Consider the following 18104-nt stretch of genomic DNA (forward strand, 5'->3'; position numbering starts at 1 on the left):
TTATTCTGCGCAATAGCAAGGTTTTTTTCCAAAGGTATATGTTAAGGTAACACCTGAAAAAACATACCAGTCATTATTATTTAAATTTCCAAACTTTAAAATGTTTGAACTACTTGTTTTAGGATTACTTCCGTCAATATTATCCGTAAAAGTATAACGTACTCCAGCTTCAAGTCCTAAAACAAAACGTGGCGTTATGTTTGATTTTATACCTAATATAATTGGTATGGCGAAAGAGCTTGAATTTTCAGAGTAAATTACATTCGGGCTTGTAGTATACCTATATAAGTTGTCGAAGATAAAGAAATTTAACCCCGAATACACATAAGGCGTAATTTTTGTGTGATAATCGTGCAGGTTGAAGTCGAAAAAATTAAATTCCAGTCCGGCAGAAAGCTCCTTAATATTGTTGTCAAAACGGTAACCTCTTTGATTTCTTCCTGTTTCATCTGATTTGAAATCATTGCCACTAACTTCTGATTGTGTATAAGAGAATCTCCATGAGTGTCTTGGGCTTCTGTTCCATTTGTAAAGGACACCAAAAGCTATCTTTTCCGGGGCGATATAAGTTGTTTTGCCAACATCACCAACAAAGTTACTTCCGCCAAGAAAAACACCAAGCTCATTGATCTGAGCATTTAGTGTAATAAAGGGGAAAAAACATAACAATAAATTAAAAATTTTCTTCATTTAATTCAAAATTGCGTGCAAATATAATAATTATCAATACGAATCAAAGTTACTTCGGTTAAATGTGCTTTTTTTTCAATTTACATTATGATTTTGAGCCATTTAATGATGATTCGCTATATGCAGAACGAGAAAATATAGTATTATCGTATAGCAGAGAATTATAAAAGAGTTTAATTTCTTTTATCTTCTCCCCAGAGTAATTTGTTTCTCAAGGTTTTCAAGAAAGTCTCACCCGGAATTTCGACCATTTTAATTTTGTAGTCTGTTTTTTTTATTTTTAAAATAGATTCGTTTTTCACCGAAGAGATTCTCGAATCTAACGAAACCAAATATTGGTCTTCTCTTCCTGTAACTCTTAAAGTTATTTCAGTATCATCCGGAATTACAAGAGGTCTGGCGGTTAAATTATGTGGAGCTATTGGTGTGATTACAAGACTTTTTACGTCGGGAGTAAGTATTGGTCCGCCACAACTTAAAGAATATCCTGTAGAACCGGTTGGTGTAGAAATGATTAATCCGTCTGCCCAATAGGAATTTAAATATTCATTGTTTAAATAAGTTTCAACAGTGATCATCGAAGTGGTGTCTTTTCTGCTGACAGTGACTTCGTTCATAGCAAAATTTAGTTTTTCAAACGCTTCGTTTTTTGGTTCGGCTGTTAATCCAAGTAATGTACGCTCAGAGGTAGTATAATTTTGGTCAATAACATATTGTAGCAGAATGTCGATATTTTCCTTTTGTACTTTGGCAAGAAAGCCTAGTCTTCCTGCATTTATACCTAATAAAGGAACGCCTGAATTACGAACAAAAGCAGCGGCTCTCAAAATGGTTCCGTCACCCCCAATACTGATAAGCATTTCAAAACTATTATCTAAGGCAGTATTTGAAGGGAATGTTTTGTAATCTTTCTTTACAAGTTGTTTCTCATAAAGCATTTTCAGGAAATTTTCTTCAATTACCATCTCAACATTATTGGAGTTGAAGAACTGAAAAATGTCTTTTATAATAGGTTCTGTACTGTTTTGATAATATTGTCCGTAAATGGCTATTTTCATTCTGTGTTAAATTAGAGAATTTGTCAATGTGTCAATTAGATAATCGGGAAATGTGAAAATTATCTAATTAACTAATTTTCTCATTGGCACATTCATCACTTATATGTTAAGATATTTGTCTAGATAATCTGAGCGTTCTTTTAAACTATTAATATAGGTGTCTTCCTGATGTTCTGAAATAATTTCATAACCATATCTTCTGTATGTTTGGATGATTTCGTTAATTGCTCCCAAACCAATCTTTACAGTAATCTGAACATTTTCTGTATCGGCTTCGGAAACAAAGCATCCTAAAACTTTTCCGTTGTTACTTTCTACAATCTGAGTTACCTCACTCATAGAATAATCTAAAAGGCCTTTTTGGATAATAATAATTGCTCCTGGTTCTTTTAAAAATGGAGTTTCCTGAAAAAACTTCATGATATCTTCCATTTCATAATAGCCAATGTAAGTATTATTCTCGTCAAGAATAGGAAGGATGTTGGTATGGTTTTTAGCAAAAACTTCCAGAACATCCAGCCAGATCATAGATTTTCTGGCAAAGAAACGCTCTAAAGTATATTTGTAGTCAATTGCTTTTTTATCAGTATCAAACGTTTCTACATCTTCAGAAGAGATACTTCCGATAAAGATCCCGTCTTCTAAAATGGGAAAATGAGAAAAATTTACATCGATAAAAAAGTCCTGAATCGATGCTATCGTTTCCTGACTATCAATCGCTCTGAAATCGTTGGTGATATAGTTTGTAATTTCTGTCATAAATCGTTGAAGATATTTGATGCAAAATAATCAAAAAATACCGAAAACCGCTCTGTTTTACTTTGTATTTTTGTCGTAACAATAGTGTTACTAGAATTAATTATCTATTTATATGACAAAGTTAAGTGTAAATATCAATAAAATTGCAACGCTTCGAAATGCAAGAGGCGGAAATGTTCCTGATTTATTAAAAGTAGCCGCCGATATTCAGCGTTTTGGCGGACAAGGAATTACGATTCACCCACGCCCGGATGAGCGCCACATTCGTTATCAGGATGCACGGGATTTAAAAGCAATTGTTACGACAGAATATAATATTGAAGGAAATCCGCAACATAATTTTATTGATTTGGTTTTAGAATGTAAACCGGATCAGGTAACCCTGGTTCCGGATGCGATAGGTGCAATTACTTCGTCTGCAGGCTGGGATACAATTAAAAACCAGGAATATTTGACAGAAGTTATTCAGGAGTTTCAAAGAAATGGAATCAGGACTTCGATTTTTGTTGATCCGATTTTGGAAATGATTGAAGGAGCAAAAAAAACAGGAACAGACAGGATTGAATTATATACAGAATCTTTTGCGCATCAATATGATTTAGGAAATAAAAGCGGAATTGATCCTTATGTGAAAGCGGCAGAACTGGCAAATGAATTAGGTTTAGGAATTAATGCAGGACATGATTTAAGTCTGGATAATATTCAGTTTTTTAAACAAAATATCCCTGGATTACTGGAAGTTTCAATTGGACACGCATTAATCTCAGAAGCACTTTATCTTGGTTTGGATAATGTTGTGAATATGTATTTGAATAAATTGAAGTAATTCTTCATATAAAAAATAAATTATGCTTTACTCAAAAATAGAAGGCGAAGGAAAACCTTTTGTCATCATGCACGGATTTCTTGGGATGTCTGATAACTGGAAAACATTAGCAGGACAATATGTCGAGGCAGGATTTCAGGTTCATATTTTAGATTTACGAAATCACGGACGCAGTTTTCATTCAGATGAATGGAGTTACGAAGCAATGGTTCAGGATGTATTTGAATATTGTCAGGCAAATAATCTGACCAGAATCGATCTTCTTGGACATTCGATGGGAGGAAAAGTTGCCATGTTATTTGCAACGACTCATTCAGAGATTGTAGATAAATTGATTGTAGCAGATATTGGTCCCAGATTCTATAAACAACATCATCAGGAAATTTTAGAAGGATTAAATGCTGTCGATTTTTCAATGAAACCAAGTAGAAACGATGTGGAAGAAATAGTCTCGCAATATGTTTCTGATTTTGGAACACGTCAGTTTTTATTAAAAAATCTTTACTGGAAAGAGCCGGGACAATTGGCTTTCCGATTTTATTTAAATGCCTTCAATAATAATTTGGATGCGATTGGAAAACCTTTGCCGGAAAATCTCGTTTTTAATAATCCGACTTTATTTATTCGTGGAGGAAATTCGGGTTATATTCAGGATTCAGATTTAGACGGAATTCGTAAGCATTTCCCAAATTTTAAATTAGAAACCATTCCAAACGCAGGGCATTGGTTGCATGCAGAAAATCCAAAAATGTTCTTTGAACTGACAACCGAGTTTTTAAAAGAATAATTTTATAGCCACAGATTGAAAGGATTTAAAAAGATTTTTTCTTTCAGATTTATAAAACTGCTAATCTGTGAAAATCTTTTAATCTGTGGCAAGAAAAAATAAATTTCAGTGGTTTGAGAATATAAAAAGTAGTACTTTTAAATAAATTTAAAACCTGAATAATTATGAAATTATTACTTAGACTCCTTGTTACTGCTGCCCTTGTTTTGTTGTTGTCTAACATTTTAACCGGAGTGCATGTTACGAGTTTCGGTACAGCTGTAATTGTCGCAGTAGTTTTAGGATTGCTGAATGTTTTTATAAAACCAATTTTGGTCATTTTGACGCTACCCGTAACATTTGTTACGCTGGGTTTATTTTTGCTGGTAATCAATGCTGTAATTATTTTACTATGTACTAAGATTGTTGGCGGTTTTGCAGTCGATTCGTTCTGGACAGCATTAATTTTCAGTATTATTTTGTCTCTTCTTCAATCTATTACTTATAAAATACTAGGAGACGATAAATAAAAACAAATACAGCAGATTAAAACTGCTTCAAATACAATAGATTAAAAACTTGGTTGGGTTGCAAAAATTTTATAATTTTGCAACCCAATTTTATTATGTAAATTAAAGAAGAAGATGGATATTAAAAGAGTAGCAATAGACGCTGTTAACGAGACAATTGTGATGAACGTTGTTCACATGGATTATAAAGGTCAAGTAGCAAAAAGAATTAACGAAAAAATGCCTTTAGCGCAAGTAAAAGGATTTAGAAAAGGCGCTGTGCCTAAAGATCTTGTTGAAAAACAATACGGAAAAGCTATTAAGCAAGAAGAGATCAAAAAAGTAGTTGATTTGGCTTTAGAGCGTTATATTCAATCTGAAAGATTAAATCTTTTAGGAACTCCTCTTGCTAAAGTAAACGAAAATTTTAACTGGGATGCTGAAGAATTAACTTTCGAATACGAAATTGGTTTAGTGCCAAACTTCGAAATTGATCTTGAAGCTAAAAATAATATCGTGAAATATATCGTTACTGCTGATGATAAATTAATCGACGGACAAGTTGAGCGTATCCAAAAACAATTTGGAAAAGCAGTTCCTCAAGAAGTGTCTGATGCAAAATCTGACTTAACTGGAACTTTCTCTAACGAAGCAGAAGGAATCAACAATACAACTACAATTGCTGTTGATGCATTCAGTAAAAAAGCTCAAAAACAATTCACAGGTAAAAAAGTTGGAGATGTTGTTACAGTAAGCACAAAAGGTTTATTTGAAGACGATCACCAATTAATGGATTACTTAAAAGTAGGTCACGAAGGTGTTCACGGTTTAGATGTTGAAGTAAACTTTACTATCGAAGCAATCAATGGTTCTGAGCCAGCTGAATTAAACCAGGAATTGTTCGATAAACTTTTTGGTGAAGGAAAAGTAGCTTCTTTAGAAGATTTAAAAGCTAAAATTAAAGAAGACGCTGAATCTCAATTCGCACAGCAAGCAGACCAAAAATTATTATTAGACGTTCAGGATTTCTTAATCGAAAACACAAAATTCGATTTACCAGCTGAATTCTTGAAAAAATGGTTGCAAACTGTTGGAGAGAAAAAATTAACTGCTGAAGAAGCTGAAGTAGAATACGCAAGATCTGAAAAAGGTTTACGTTTCCAATTGATCGAAGGAAAAGCAATGGCTCAAAGTAACATTCAAATTACATTTGAAGATTTGAAATCATTTACTTCAGGTGCAATCAGACAGCAAATGGCTCAATTTGGTCAAACAAATCCAACTGACGAAGAAGTAGAAGGAATTGTAGCTAGAGTTTTATCTAACCAAGAAGAAGTGAAAAGACTTTCTGAGCAGGTTGTAGCGGCTAAATTGTTAGATTTATTCAAAGAGAAAGCAAATCCAACAACTAAAGAAGTTACTTACGAAGAATTTATTGCTGCGTCTTACGGAGAATAATTTCTAGAGATACATTATATATGGGAGCGTCAGGATTTTTTTCCTGACGCTCTTTTGTTTTAATTAATTTTTGATTACTTTTCAGGAGCTAATCCAGCTATCCGTTTCAAGTTTTTTTACGGCTGCCTTTTTTTGTTGGTAAAAAAAGAGCTTCCGTTGGTCGCTTTTTTTTACCAACAAAAAATAGTTGCCATTTCAAAAAGCTTTCCACTGCTATCTGGGCTATCTAAGAAGCAGGTTGAAAACTTGAAACTTGACCCGAGGCTGAAAGCCGAATTGGCGAAGCAAACAAAATTAAACCTGAGACAAAAAATAAGACAAATTGACATCCTTTAGAAAGAGGTACAACCTTTGATGAAAGAATATATTATAAACGTAAAACTTAGAACACTTAAAATATGAACTACGGTAAAGAATTCAAAAAATTTGCTACAAAGCACCAAGGAGTAAACGCAATGTATTACGATAAAATCGTAGCTGCAATGACACCAACAAACATGACTCCATATATTATCGAAGAACGTCAGTTGAATATTTCTCAATTAGATGTGTTCTCAAGATTAATGATGGACAGAATTATCTTTTTAGGAACTGGTATCGACGATCAAATCGCGAATATCGTTCAGGCACAATTATTATTTTTAGAAAGTGCTGATGCTTCAAAAGATATCCAGATTTACTTAAACTCTCCGGGAGGAAGCGTTTATGCAGGTTTAGGAATCTATGACACGATGCAGTACATCAAACCAGATGTAGCTACGATCTGTACAGGAATGGCGGCTTCTATGGGAGCAGTTTTATTATGTGCAGGAGCAGCAGGAAAACGTTCTGCATTGCCTCACTCAAGAGTAATGATTCACCAGCCATCTGGAGGAGCGCAAGGTGTTGCTACAGATATGGAAATCAACTTACGCGAAATGTTGAAATTGAAAGATGAGTTATACAACATTATCTCTCATCATTCAGGACAGACTTTCGAAAGAGTTCATAAAGACAGTGAGCGTGATTACTGGATGAAAGCTGACGAAGCTAAAGAATACGGAATGATCGACGAAGTATTAAGAAGAGGATAATTTATTTAAAAAGATTCTAAGTTGCTGAGATATTATCCCGATAGCTATCAGGACTAAGTATTTCTTCTTAACTTTAAAATCAAACAAAAAATAAAGGTTTAAGCTGCAAAGGATTAAGTTTTTAAGTTTTTATTAAATTAAAAAGCTTAGAAACTTAGTATCTTTGCAGCTTAGTAACTTAAATAAAGAATGGCAAAAGTAGTATTAGAATGTTCGTTTTGTGGAAGAAAGAAGCCAGAAACTAATTTATTGATTGCTGGAATCAATGCGCATATCTGTGATAAGTGTATTGAGCAGGCACACGGAATTGTATTAGAAGAATTAAAATCCAGTGGAAGCGCAAAACATATTGGGGACTTAATTTTAAAGAAACCAAAAGAAATTAGAGCTTTCTTAGATCAATATGTAATTGGTCAGGACCAGACTAAAAAAGTGATGTCGGTTGCGGTTTACAATCACTACAAACGTTTAATGCAACAGCAATTGGATGATGAAGTAGAGATTGAAAAAAGTAACATCATCATGGTGGGTCAAACCGGAACCGGAAAAACATTGGTGGCAAAAACAATTGCAAAAATGTTAGACGTTCCTTTGGCTATTGTTGATGCAACTGTATTGACAGAAGCCGGATATGTTGGAGAAGATGTTGAAAGTATTTTGACTCGTTTGCTTCAGGCTGCTGATTATGATGTAGCGAAAGCAGAAAGAGGAATTGTATTTATTGACGAAATTGATAAAATTGCCCGTAAGAGTGACAATCCTTCTATAACGCGTGATGTTTCTGGAGAAGGAGTACAGCAGGCATTATTGAAATTGTTAGAAGGAACTGTTGTAAACGTACCACCAAAAGGAGGACGTAAACACCCGGATCAAAAGTTTGTTGAGGTAAATACTCAAAATATATTATTTATTGCAGGAGGAGCTTTTGATGGAGTAGAACGTATTATTTCGAAACGTTTAAACCGTCAGGCAGTGGGTTATTCGACTTCTAAAAATGTAGATAATATCGATAAAGACAATTTACTGCAATATATCATTCCAAAAGATATTAAAGACTTTGGTTTGATTCCGGAGATTATTGGTCGTCTGCCAGTTTTAACGCACATGGATCCTTTGGATAAAGAAACACTTCGTGCCATTTTAACTCAGCCTAAAAATGCATTGGTAAAACAATATCAGAAATTATTTTTAATGGATGATGTTGAACTTGCTATTACAGATGAGGCTTTAGATTTTATTGTAGATAAAGCTTTAGAATACAAATTAGGTGCTCGTGGATTGCGTTCTTTATGTGAAGCTATCTTAACAGATGCCATGTACGAACTGCCAACGTCTGATGACACAGCTTTAACAATTGATAAAGAATACGCAGAACATACTTTAAGTAAAAACTTATTGAAACGTATGGAAATTGCTTCTTAATTTTTAAAAATATATTTCTAAAACCTGTTCAATTTTTGAGCAGGTTTTTTTTATGCTTTTTAATCAAGTTTTTCATTGCAGATTTTATGTAAATTGTCATCATGAAAAATATGATTTTTGCCCTTGGTTTAGCTTTAATTTTATCTTGTAATCAAAAAGATAAAAAGGAAATAGCGGTTTCTAAAAATGAACATAAAATAGAAACAATAATACAAAAGAAGTCTCTGGTTGAAATCAACTACAATAATTATTATAAAGAAGCAGCACAATACTGCAAAGAAAATAACCTCAATCAAAACAAATTTATATTGATTGATTTAGGATTGCATTCTGGCTTAAAACGATTTTTTGTTTACGATTTTAAAAAGAAAGAGATTTCGAAATCCTATTTGGTAAGTCACGGTTGTGGCGATAATCAATGGGGAAGAACTTCTTCTAAAGAGAAACCGCAAATAAGCAACGAATTTGATTCGCATTGTTCTTCGCTTGGGAAATATGTTATTCTGGATCGAGGTGTTAGTCAATGGGGAATAAAAATAAATTATATTTTGCAGGGAAAGGATAAAACCAATTCCAATGCCCGAAGCCGTGCCATCGTTTTGCATTCCTGGGAAGCGGTTTCGGATAATGAAGTTTATCCGGAAGGAACACCGGAAGGCTGGGGTTGTCCGGCAGTTTCCAACGAAAGCATGAAAGAAATTGACGAGCTTTTGCAAACGAATAAAAAAGTCTTAATGTGGATTATTAAATCCTGATTTTTTCGAACTTATGAAATTAGAACTTTCTAATTAGCCCTGATCGAAACGGTATCCTTTTACTGCGGGGTTCGCAGTAAAAGATATAGTGTAGAGCAGGACTAAAGGTGCTTTTGAAAACGAATCGATCTGCTCCTGAAAATTACTGAACTCTAAATTTTTCTCTATATTCAATTGGTTTCATACCAACCATTTTATAAAATACTTTTCTAAAGGCTTTTGGGTCGTTGTAACCCGTTTTTTCAATAATTTCTGAAATCGAAAGCTGTGTTTGTTCCAGGTATTTTTTAGAGCTTTCTACTCTTATATTCTGAAGGTATTCAATTGGCGGAATTCCCGTGACTTGTTTAAAACGACGTGTCATGTTTCTGGAGCTGGTTGGAATGTCTTTAGTAATTTCTTCCAGTTTTTCGATAGTGTGATACTGACTTTCTATTTTTTGCTGTAACATAGCAACCAAAGTGTCATTGTGTAAATGATTAGGTCTGAAAGTGCTGAAATAACTTTGTTTGTACCGGTTTAAATCGATAGAAAAGATCTTGGCAATTTTAACTGCCATTTCGTTACCGCAGAATTTCTGAACCAGAAGAATCAATAAATGAAAAGTTGAGGTCGAACCGCCGCTAGTGTACAGGCTTCCGTCGGCAGTCAAAGTTTCGTCGGGTTTTAGTTTTACCATCGGAAAAGCTTTGGTGAAAGCGCTGCAGGCATCAACGTGTGTTGTGGCGAGTTTTTCGTTTAATAAACCGGAAGCGGCAAACAAAAATGCTCCTGTACAGAAACTTGCTAACTCAGCTCCGGCCCGATGCTGTTTTTGCAGCCACGGAATGAAATTTCTGTTCTTTTTTATCATTTCGCTCATGTTGTCGGTCGTAAAGGCTGGAATCAAAATGAGGTCTAAAATACTGTCTGAATTTTCAATAGAATGGCTTTCGTACCCAAATAAATTTCCCTGATCGGGTTGTTCTTTGGATTGAAAAATCATGATTTCGAATGGTTTTTCTGTAGGCGGACTCAATTTGTTTGCCGTTTCAAATACTTCCAGAATGGCAGCAATACTTAACAATTTGTAGTCGTGAGGTACTATTAATCCTAGTTTCTTGCTCATGATTTTTGTGGTTTTTGAAAATTCAGTTCCAGGCAAAAATACGCATTTTGTCTCAAATGCCCCTAAAAATGACTTTTATTGACATTTTAAACTAATCTTAAAAAATTAAATTTGTTTTAATTAATTCGTAATTTTATAAAGATGAAAACAAAAATCTTCTTAAATCTTGCCGTAAAAGATTTAAACAAAGCAGTTACTTTTTATAATGAACTTGGTTTTTCGACCAACCGACAATTCACAAATGAAAAGGGAGCTTGCATTGTTATTGATGAAAATATATTTGTAATGCTTTTGGTAGAGGAGTTTTATAAAACTTTTACCAAGAAGGAACTTTGCGATCCTACAAAATCCAGTGAGGTTCTTACTGCTATTTCTGTGGATTCACGTGAGGAGGTAGATGCAATGATGGAGAAAGCAATTAAAGCAGGCGGAACAGATTATATGCAGTCACAAGATTATGGATGGATGTATCAGAAAACATTTTTAGATATAGACGGACATCATTGGGAAGTTTTTTATATGGATGAAAGTCAGGTTCCTCAAAATATGTAATCCATTAAGAAAGTAAAGTTCTTGAGATATAAATTTTAATAACACTAAAATGATAACAGTACAAACAACAGTAAAGAATACAATAGACAAAGTTTGGGAATTTTGGAATCAGCCTGAACATATTACAAAATGGGCATTTGCTTCTCCGGAATGGCATTCGCCCCGAGCAGAAAACGATTTAAAAGAAGGAGGGAAATTCTCAACAACGATGGCTGCTAAAGACGGAAGTATGAGTTTTGATTTTGTTGGAGAATATACTTTGGTGAAAGAAAATCAAGCCATCAATTATACAATGGGTGACGGAAGAAAAACCGAAATTACTTTTAAAGAAATTCCTGAAGGTGTTGAAATAATTGAAAAATTTGATCCGGAATCGCAAAATCCTGAAGAAATGCAACGTGGCGGATGGCAGGCTATTTTGGATAATTTTAAAAATTACGCAGAAAATAATTGATTTTTTTTTGCAGGTTCAAAGTGAAGGCTCAAAGGTGCAGAGCTACTTAAAATAACTTATTTCTATTCTATGGTTTAAAAAAGAATAACTATCTAACTAACTCAAAAAAAACAAAAAAGATGACAAAACAAATATGGTTAAACCTGCCTGTGAAGGACGTGGCAAAAGCGAAAGATTTTTTCTGGAAAATTGGATTTTCGTTTAATGAGCAACACGATACACCAAGTTCGACTTGTATGGTTGTAGGCGAAAATAATTTCGTGATAATGCTTTTTGAAGAAATGTTGTTTTCAAGCTTTTCTCAAAATGGAGTTATTGATACGAAATCCGGTTCTGAAGTTCTGATTTCGATCGATGCAGAAAGCAGGGAAGAAGTAGACGAATTGGCCGAAAAAGTAAAAGAAGCGGGCGGAACTGTTTTTGCTCCTCCGGCAGAAAGTCAAGGCTGGATGTACGGCTGTGGTTTTGCCGATTTGGATGGTCATCGCTGGAATGTTTTATTTATGGACTTTAGTAAATTACCTCATTAAAAATGGAAAAATTAGTGTTTAACAGTGAGATTAAAGCTTCTAAAGAAAAAATTTGGAAGGTTTTATGGGATGATGAAACGTACAGAAAGTGGACAAACGTTTTTGCCGAAGGAAGTTACGCTGAATCGAATTGGAACGAAGGTGATAAAATTTATTTTTTAGGACCAGGCGGAGGAGGAATGAATAGCATTATTGAAAAGAAAATTCCGTACGAATATATGGCTTTTAAACATTTGGGAGAAATAAAGGATTTTAAGGAAGTGCCTATTGGTGATAAAGCGAATGAATGGAGCGGTTCAATGGAAACATATAGACTGGATCAAAAAGGCGATTTTGTAGATCTTCATGTTGAAGTAGATGTAATTGAACAACATTTGGATTATTTTAAACATGCTTTTCCTAAAGCTTTAGAAATTATTAAGGAATTGGCTGAAGGATGAGAAAATAGAGAATAGAGAATAGAAAATAGAAAATAGAAAATAGAAAATAGAAAATAGAAAATAGAATAAAGAGAATAGAATTAAGAATTATTTTTTATAAACAACAAACAACAAACAACAAACAACAAACAACAAACAATTAACATTAAAAACATAAAACATCATGGCAGCAATAAATCCATATTTAATGTTTAACGGAACTTGCGAAGCAGCGTTCTTGTTTTATAAATCAGTTTTTGGCGGTGATTTTCCATATATCGGAAAATATAAAGATGCTCCAACAGAAGAAGGAGATGCACCACTTTCAGAAGAGGCTTTAAACCGAATCATGCATGTTTCACTTCCAATTGGAAATACTATTTTAATGGGGAGTGATAGTCATCCAAAATACGGAGATGTAGGTTTTGGAGATAATTTCTCTATTTCTGTCAATACAGAAAGTAGAGAAGAGGCAGATAAAATCTTCAACGGACTTTCAGCAGGAGGAAAAGTAGAAATGCCTATGGATGATACTTTCTGGGGATCTTATTTCGGAATGTTTAAAGACAAATTCGGCGTAAACTGGATGGTGAGTTTTGACAAAAATATCCCGGCGGGAGAATTTTAAAGTTATGTTATTTTAATAGTAGAACATAATTGTTAAATTACTTGATAAAGCACATGAAAATGTGCTTTATCGTTTTAAAAAAACAAAGATTATTCTTTTTTATAAACAAGAGATTGCCGATTTTTGTCGCTTTAAAATCAAGAAGATAAAATGGCAGTAGAAGATAAAGAAATAATTTTATTAAAGGTTTCAGGACACGATAAAATTGGAGTTACAGCGGGTTTAACAGCCGTGTTGGCAGCATACGATGCTAATATTTTAGATATTGGCCAGGCCGATATTCACGATACACTTTCTTTAGGAATTTTGTTCGAAATTGCTGCAGGATCTTCGTCTGCACCGGTTTTAAAAGATCTTTTGTTTAAGGCTTACGAACTGGAAATCAAAGTTAAATTTATTCCAATTTCTATAGACGACTATGAAAAATGGGTAAAATCGCAATCAAAACAACGTTACATTATCAATATTTTGGGTGAAAAACTGGCAGCTTCTCAGTTGGCCGCAGTAACCAAAATCATGTCAGATCAAAACCTGAATATCGATTCGATTATAAGATTAACAGGAAGAACTTCTATTGTCGAAAAAGAACAATATCCTCGTTCTTGTATTCAATTATCTGTAACAGGCGAAATTGTAAACAAAATTATCATGACGGCAAGTTTCATGGAAATTTCCAGAACGCTTAATGTCGATATTTCATTCCAGGAAGATAATATTTACAGAAGAAACCGTCGTTTGGTTTGTTTCGATATGGATTCAACTTTAATCCAAACCGAAGTAATCGACGAATTGGCTGAACTAAACGGAGTAGGCGATCAGGTTCGCGCCATCACAGAATCGGCTATGAATGGAGAAATTGATTTCAACGAAAGTTTCAAAAAACGCATGGCTTTGCTGGAAGGTTTGAGTGAAGAAGTATTGCAGAAAGTGGCAGTTAATTTGCCAATTACGCAAGGAGCACATCGTTTAATGAAAGCCCTGAAATATTACGGTTATAAAACAGCCATTCTTTCCGGAGGATTTACTTATTTTGGAGAATACCTTCAAAAAGAATTAGGAATAGATTACGTTCACGCCAATCAATTAGAGATAAAAGACGGAAAACTAACCGGTAAATATATCGGTGATATCGTTGACGGTCAGAAAAAGGCCGAATACTTAAAAGCAATTGCCGAAAAAGAAGGAATTCATATCAATCAGACAATCGCAGTTGGTGATGGAGCAAACGATTTACCAATGCTGAATTTAGCTGGTTTAGGAATCGCTTTCCATGCCAAACCAAAAGTAAAAGAAAGTGCATCAACTTCTATTTCCAGTTTAGGATTGGATGGTGTTTTATATCTTTTAGGATATCATGACCGATATATTGATATGATGTAACAAGATTGTCACCCTGAGCGAAGTCGAACGCTTTCATGTCGAAAAGGGCTTCGACTTCGCTCAGCCTGACAACGTATTTTTGTCATTTCGACGAAGGAGAAATCTCCGCAAGTAACTCGACAATCAAAATAAAAAAGCAAAAACCTCAGTCTTTCTAATAAAGAGCTGAGGTTTTTTATATAGGCATGTCCCTCTGGGGCGGGCTATCCGTTGCACACGAGCGATAGCGAACTGACGAAGTAATCTTTTGTGGTGAACCTAAAAATAAATGTATTTTTAAAAATTATAAAGTTTTTTTTCTTGTATGATTTTGTAAATCTGACTATAAATTTCTTCATTTTTTCCTTTAACCAAACTTAGTTCTGTTTTTATAGCCAAATTATCAGGATTGGTAAATTTAAACATGATTTTTGAAAGCAAACCTTTTAGCTGTTCCGAATATTTTTCTTTATCTCTTAAAATGAAACGAACAAAAGAGTTTCCTCTAAGCGAAATTAGATCAGCTTTACTAATGTATGACCATCGAATTTTAATATCATTTATGTGGTCAATTAAATAATCATCTGTTAATTCTAATGCCGGAAGTTTTTTTAAATTTCTATATAAATTTTTAATTGTTTTTCTAAAATGTTTCCCTGTTATTGTTAAAACAATCAGAGAGGCAATAATACCTAAAGGTTGATTATTACTTAAAGCAAATAACAATATCAACCCGCTAAATAGAATTAGAAAAAGCAATGAGTCAACCCATAATTTGAGAGCGAAATATGGATAAAGAATTTTCACCTTCAATTTCTAGACTCCAATTCCTTCTTAATCTCTCTCAAAGTATTCATATTCAAAATAAAAATAGGAAGAAGTGCAATCGGGATAACATTCGAGGCGCTAAAACCTTTATTGGCAATCAAAAAGATGTTAAGACCAAATAAAAGAAGTAAAATGACACCAAATAAATAGGTCACCGTTTTTAATGATTTCTGAGTTTTGATTAGTTCATCACTAGTCATTTCGTTGAACTTCTTTTTCATTTTGGTTGGTTTTGTTGGAATTTGGGTAAAATTTATATTTTGGTTGGTTGCATTTCTTTCAACTGTTCCAGATAATCTCTCTGGTTAGAAAGTCTTGGAATTTTATGCTGTCCGCCTAATTTATCTCTTTCTTTCAGCCAGTCATAAAAAAGATTTTCTCTGGCTACATTAATCACCAGCGGATTTAAAGTCATATTATTGTAGCGTTTTGCCTCATAATCAGAATTTAAAGTCTGCAGGGTTTCATCCAGAACTTTTTGGAAAAGACCAACATCAGCCGGTTTTTTCTTGAATTCGATCATCCATTCATGGGCACCTTTTTCTTTGTCCTGCATAAAAATTGGTGCAACGGTGTAATCGATAACTTCTGTTTGTGTTACCTGACACGCTTTTGCAATCGCCTGATCGGTATTTTCGACCATTAATTCTTCTCCAAAAACATTGATATGATGTTTGGTTCTTCCCGTAACTCTAATTCGATACGGATTCAATGAAGTAAAACGAACCGTATCGCCAATTAAATAGCGCCATAAACCAGAATTTGTAGTAATGACAATCGCATAGTTTTTATTCAATTCAACATCTGCTAAACGAACCACTTTTTGATTTGGAGTTCCAAAAGTATCCATTGGAATAAATTCGTAGAAAATTCCGTAATCCAGCATCAATAATAAATCGCTGGAATTGTTCAAATCCTGAATAGCGAAAAAGCCTTCAGAAGCATTATAAATTTCATAGTATTTGAAATCTTTACTTGGTAAAATTTTCTTGTATTGCTCTTTGTAAGGAGAAAAACTCACACCTCCATGAAAATATACTTCAAGATTTGGCCAGAGTTCTAATAAACTTTGTTTTCCGGTATTTTCTAAAACTTTATTCATTAAAACCAACATCCAGGAAGGAACTCCGGCAAAACTGGTTACGTTTTCATTTTTAGTTTCGTTGATAATAGCAGCAATTTTAGTTTCCCACTCGCTCATCAAAGAAGTTTTACTGCTCGGTGTACTGCTGAATTCGGCCCAGATTGGCATGTTTTCAATCAAAATAGCCGATAAGTCTCCAAAGAACGTATTGTTGTTTTCATAAATCTGAGAGCTTCCGCCCAAGCGAAGGCTTTTTCCTAAAAACAATTCAGAATCTTCATTATTGTTCAGATAAAGACATAATAAATCTTTACTGCCTTTGTAATGACAGTCTTCCAGAGCTTCATTACTCACAGGAATAAATTTACTCTTAGCGTTTGTGGTACCACTGGATTTGGCAAACCATTTAATTGGTGTTTCCCAAAAAACGTTTTGTTCGCCTAAACGGGTACGTTCTATGAGAGGTTGTAATTCTTCATAAGTGGCAATAGGGACTCTTTCAGCGAAGGTTTGATAAGAGCTGATAGTCGAAAATTCATATTTTTTTCCAATAACCGTATTTTCGGATGCTGTTATTAAGTTGTGCAATAATTCTTCCTGAACTTCATTGGGGTATTTTAAAAAAAGCTCTATTTGATGAATCCTTTGTTTAAGAACCCAAGAAGCAAACGAATTAATTATGGATAAAGGCATGAATTATGATTTTTAGATTTACTGATTTTAGGTTTTAAATCTCACAATCCATGTAAAACAAAAAACTTAAAATTTGAATATAGGGAGACAAATAGTAACTTTGTCTTCATATCAAAAATAGTGTTTTTTTGTAAAAAACAATTCGATTTAAGACAAAGATTCTACTAATAAGGTCGAATTTTAACACTAAAAATTTTAATTCTGTTGATTCATCTAAATCAGCAATATAAATCAAAATAGCAATGCAATATCAAGGTGTCCTGACAAAAATGCAAACCGAATTGGGAAGTCCAATTCAATATTATTTAGTTTTTGAAGATAGTTTTCTAAACGTGAATCAATTATTGGATAAAGAAATCGAAATCAATTTTGTTGGTTTTCAATGTTTGAATTGCGGTAAAAAGAAAAAAATATACCGACAAGGTTTTTGTTACGAATGTTTTTATTCAAGTCCCGCAGTTGGGGATTGGATTATGAGACCAGAATTAAGTACAGCGCATTTAGGAATTGCAGACCGAGATTTAGATTACGAATCTAAAGTACAACTGCAGCCACATATTGTATATTTGGCAGCTGCTTGTGAAATTAAAGTTGGCGTAACCCGTAAAACTCAAGTTCCAACGCGCTGGATTGATCAAGGTGCCTCACAGGCCATTGCTGTTGTGGAAGTCCCGAACAGATATTTGGCAGGAATTACAGAGGTAGCTTTGAAAAATCATTATACAGATAAAACCAACTGGAGAAAAATGCTTCAAAATTCTGTTGAGGTTTTTGATTTGGTAGCAGAAAAAGTAAAGATTGAAAGTTTAATTCCGGATGAGGTTAAAGAATACTTTTATTCTCAAAAGAATGATTTATACGAATTGCAATATCCGGTTTTGAGTTATCCTGCAAAAGTAAACAGTTTAAATTTGGATAAAACACCTTCATTTAGTGGTAAATTAACTGGAATAAAAGGACAGTATTTGCTTTTTGAAAACGGAACAGTGTTCAATATACGTGGTTCAGAAGGCTATGTTGTGACCATAGACGTGTAAGGTTTTATTATCAAATCGTTGTGTTTTTTTGCTTTTAAGTTATTTTAATTTAAAATTTACAATTTATTTTGTGGTTTTGTGTTAATTAGTTGATGA

21 protein-coding genes are annotated in these 18104 nt (G+C 33.8%); 14 read left to right on the forward strand and 7 right to left on the reverse strand.

Features of this window, described 5'->3' with window-relative positions:
* From porG to HYN56_RS08890, 3 genes are all read right to left on the reverse strand, one after another.
* Complete coding sequence (gene porG / locus HYN56_RS08880; protein ID WP_109191849.1) at positions 1–690, reverse strand: type IX secretion system protein PorG; 690 nt, start codon at positions 688–690, stop codon at positions 1–3.
* Between the two features lie 173 nt (positions 691–863).
* Positions 864–1748, reverse strand: a complete 885-nt coding sequence (locus HYN56_RS08885; protein ID WP_109191850.1) for an NAD kinase — start codon at positions 1746–1748, stop codon at positions 864–866.
* 99 nt (positions 1749–1847) lie between these two features.
* Positions 1848–2507 carry a CBS domain-containing protein gene (locus HYN56_RS08890; RefSeq protein WP_109191851.1) on the reverse strand — a complete coding sequence of 220 codons (660 nt, stop codon included), beginning with the start codon at positions 2505–2507 and terminating at the stop codon, positions 1848–1850.
* A 112-nt stretch (positions 2508–2619) separates the two neighbouring features.
* Here HYN56_RS08890 and HYN56_RS08895 point away from each other — a divergent pair, with 112 nt between their 5' ends.
* The 7 genes from HYN56_RS08895 (at position 2620) to HYN56_RS08930 (ending at position 9316) form a co-directional block, all read left to right on the forward strand.
* A complete protein-coding gene (locus tag HYN56_RS08895; protein ID WP_109191852.1) occupies positions 2620–3333 on the forward strand; it encodes a pyridoxine 5'-phosphate synthase in 714 nt (237 codons plus the stop codon).
* A gap of 22 nt (positions 3334–3355) precedes the next feature.
* On the forward strand, positions 3356–4120 hold the full coding sequence (locus tag HYN56_RS08900; protein ID WP_109191853.1) for an alpha/beta fold hydrolase: 765 nt from the start codon (positions 3356–3358) through the stop codon (positions 4118–4120).
* 164 nt (positions 4121–4284) lie between these two features.
* A complete protein-coding gene (locus HYN56_RS08905) occupies positions 4285–4629 on the forward strand; it encodes a phage holin family protein (RefSeq protein WP_109191854.1) in 345 nt (114 codons plus the stop codon).
* A 114-nt stretch (positions 4630–4743) separates the two neighbouring features.
* Entirely contained in the window at positions 4744–6066 is a 1323-nt protein-coding gene (locus HYN56_RS08910; protein ID WP_109191855.1) for a trigger factor, read from the forward strand.
* A gap of 398 nt (positions 6067–6464) precedes the next feature.
* A complete protein-coding gene (gene clpP / locus HYN56_RS08920) occupies positions 6465–7139 on the forward strand; it encodes an ATP-dependent Clp endopeptidase proteolytic subunit ClpP (RefSeq protein ID WP_008467307.1) in 675 nt (224 codons plus the stop codon).
* 189 nt (positions 7140–7328) lie between these two features.
* Positions 7329–8561 (forward strand): ATP-dependent Clp protease ATP-binding subunit ClpX, encoded by a 1233-nt coding sequence (gene clpX / locus HYN56_RS08925; RefSeq protein ID WP_109191857.1) that lies wholly within the window; start codon positions 7329–7331, stop codon positions 8559–8561.
* Between the two features lie 101 nt (positions 8562–8662).
* Positions 8663–9316: a murein L,D-transpeptidase catalytic domain-containing protein gene (locus HYN56_RS08930; RefSeq protein WP_109191858.1), complete on the forward strand. Its 654-nt coding sequence runs from the start codon at positions 8663–8665 to the stop codon at positions 9314–9316.
* 142 nt (positions 9317–9458) lie between these two features.
* Here HYN56_RS08930 and HYN56_RS08935 read toward each other — a convergent pair whose 3' ends face one another.
* On the reverse strand, positions 9459–10424 hold the full coding sequence (locus tag HYN56_RS08935) for a GlxA family transcriptional regulator (protein ID WP_109191859.1): 966 nt from the start codon (positions 10422–10424) through the stop codon (positions 9459–9461).
* 141 nt (positions 10425–10565) lie between these two features.
* On the opposite strand from HYN56_RS08935, the gene HYN56_RS08940 reads away from it, so the two are divergent.
* The 6 genes from HYN56_RS08940 to serB all read left to right on the forward strand — a co-directional run bounded on the left by HYN56_RS08940 (position 10566) and on the right by serB (position 14387).
* Complete coding sequence (locus tag HYN56_RS08940; RefSeq protein ID WP_109191860.1) at positions 10566–10976, forward strand: VOC family protein; 411 nt, start codon at positions 10566–10568, stop codon at positions 10974–10976.
* A gap of 49 nt (positions 10977–11025) precedes the next feature.
* Positions 11026–11430, forward strand: coding sequence for an SRPBCC family protein (locus HYN56_RS08945; RefSeq protein WP_109191861.1), 405 nt, complete (start codon positions 11026–11028; stop codon positions 11428–11430).
* Positions 11431–11549: 119 nt separating this feature from the next.
* Complete coding sequence (locus HYN56_RS08950; RefSeq protein ID WP_109191862.1) at positions 11550–11960, forward strand: VOC family protein; 411 nt, start codon at positions 11550–11552, stop codon at positions 11958–11960.
* Positions 11961–11962: 2 nt separating this feature from the next.
* Positions 11963–12400: an SRPBCC family protein gene (locus HYN56_RS08955; RefSeq protein ID WP_109191863.1), complete on the forward strand. Its 438-nt coding sequence runs from the start codon at positions 11963–11965 to the stop codon at positions 12398–12400.
* A 163-nt stretch (positions 12401–12563) separates the two neighbouring features.
* A complete protein-coding gene (locus HYN56_RS08960) occupies positions 12564–13007 on the forward strand; it encodes a VOC family protein (RefSeq protein WP_109191864.1) in 444 nt (147 codons plus the stop codon).
* Positions 13008–13157: 150 nt separating this feature from the next.
* Entirely contained in the window at positions 13158–14387 is a 1230-nt protein-coding gene (gene serB, locus HYN56_RS08965) for a phosphoserine phosphatase SerB (RefSeq protein ID WP_109191865.1), read from the forward strand.
* Between the two features lie 276 nt (positions 14388–14663).
* Here the strand turns inward: serB and HYN56_RS08970 are convergent, their stop codons facing one another.
* Genes HYN56_RS08970 through HYN56_RS08980 form a run of 3 tightly spaced genes read right to left on the reverse strand, consistent with a single transcriptional unit; the run spans position 14664 to position 16971 of the window.
* Positions 14664–15173: a hypothetical protein gene (locus tag HYN56_RS08970; protein WP_146194580.1), complete on the reverse strand. Its 510-nt coding sequence runs from the start codon at positions 15171–15173 to the stop codon at positions 14664–14666.
* 2 nt (positions 15174–15175) lie between these two features.
* Positions 15176–15415 carry a redox-active disulfide protein 2 gene (locus HYN56_RS08975; RefSeq protein ID WP_109191867.1) on the reverse strand — a complete coding sequence of 80 codons (240 nt, stop codon included), beginning with the start codon at positions 15413–15415 and terminating at the stop codon, positions 15176–15178.
* 32 nt (positions 15416–15447) lie between these two features.
* A complete protein-coding gene (locus tag HYN56_RS08980; RefSeq protein WP_109191868.1) occupies positions 15448–16971 on the reverse strand; it encodes a GH3 auxin-responsive promoter family protein in 1524 nt (507 codons plus the stop codon).
* Positions 16972–17213: 242 nt separating this feature from the next.
* Here HYN56_RS08980 and HYN56_RS08985 point away from each other — a divergent pair, with 242 nt between their 5' ends.
* The gene (locus HYN56_RS08985; protein WP_109191869.1) at positions 17214–18008 is read left to right on the forward strand and encodes a DUF2797 domain-containing protein; all 795 of its coding nucleotides are present in this window, start codon (positions 17214–17216) and stop codon (positions 18006–18008) included.
* Positions 18009–18104: the final 96 nt, after the last annotated feature.

The organism is Flavobacterium crocinum, from assembly GCF_003122385.1.
In the GTDB taxonomy this organism is placed as follows: domain Bacteria; phylum Bacteroidota; class Bacteroidia; order Flavobacteriales; family Flavobacteriaceae; genus Flavobacterium; species Flavobacterium crocinum.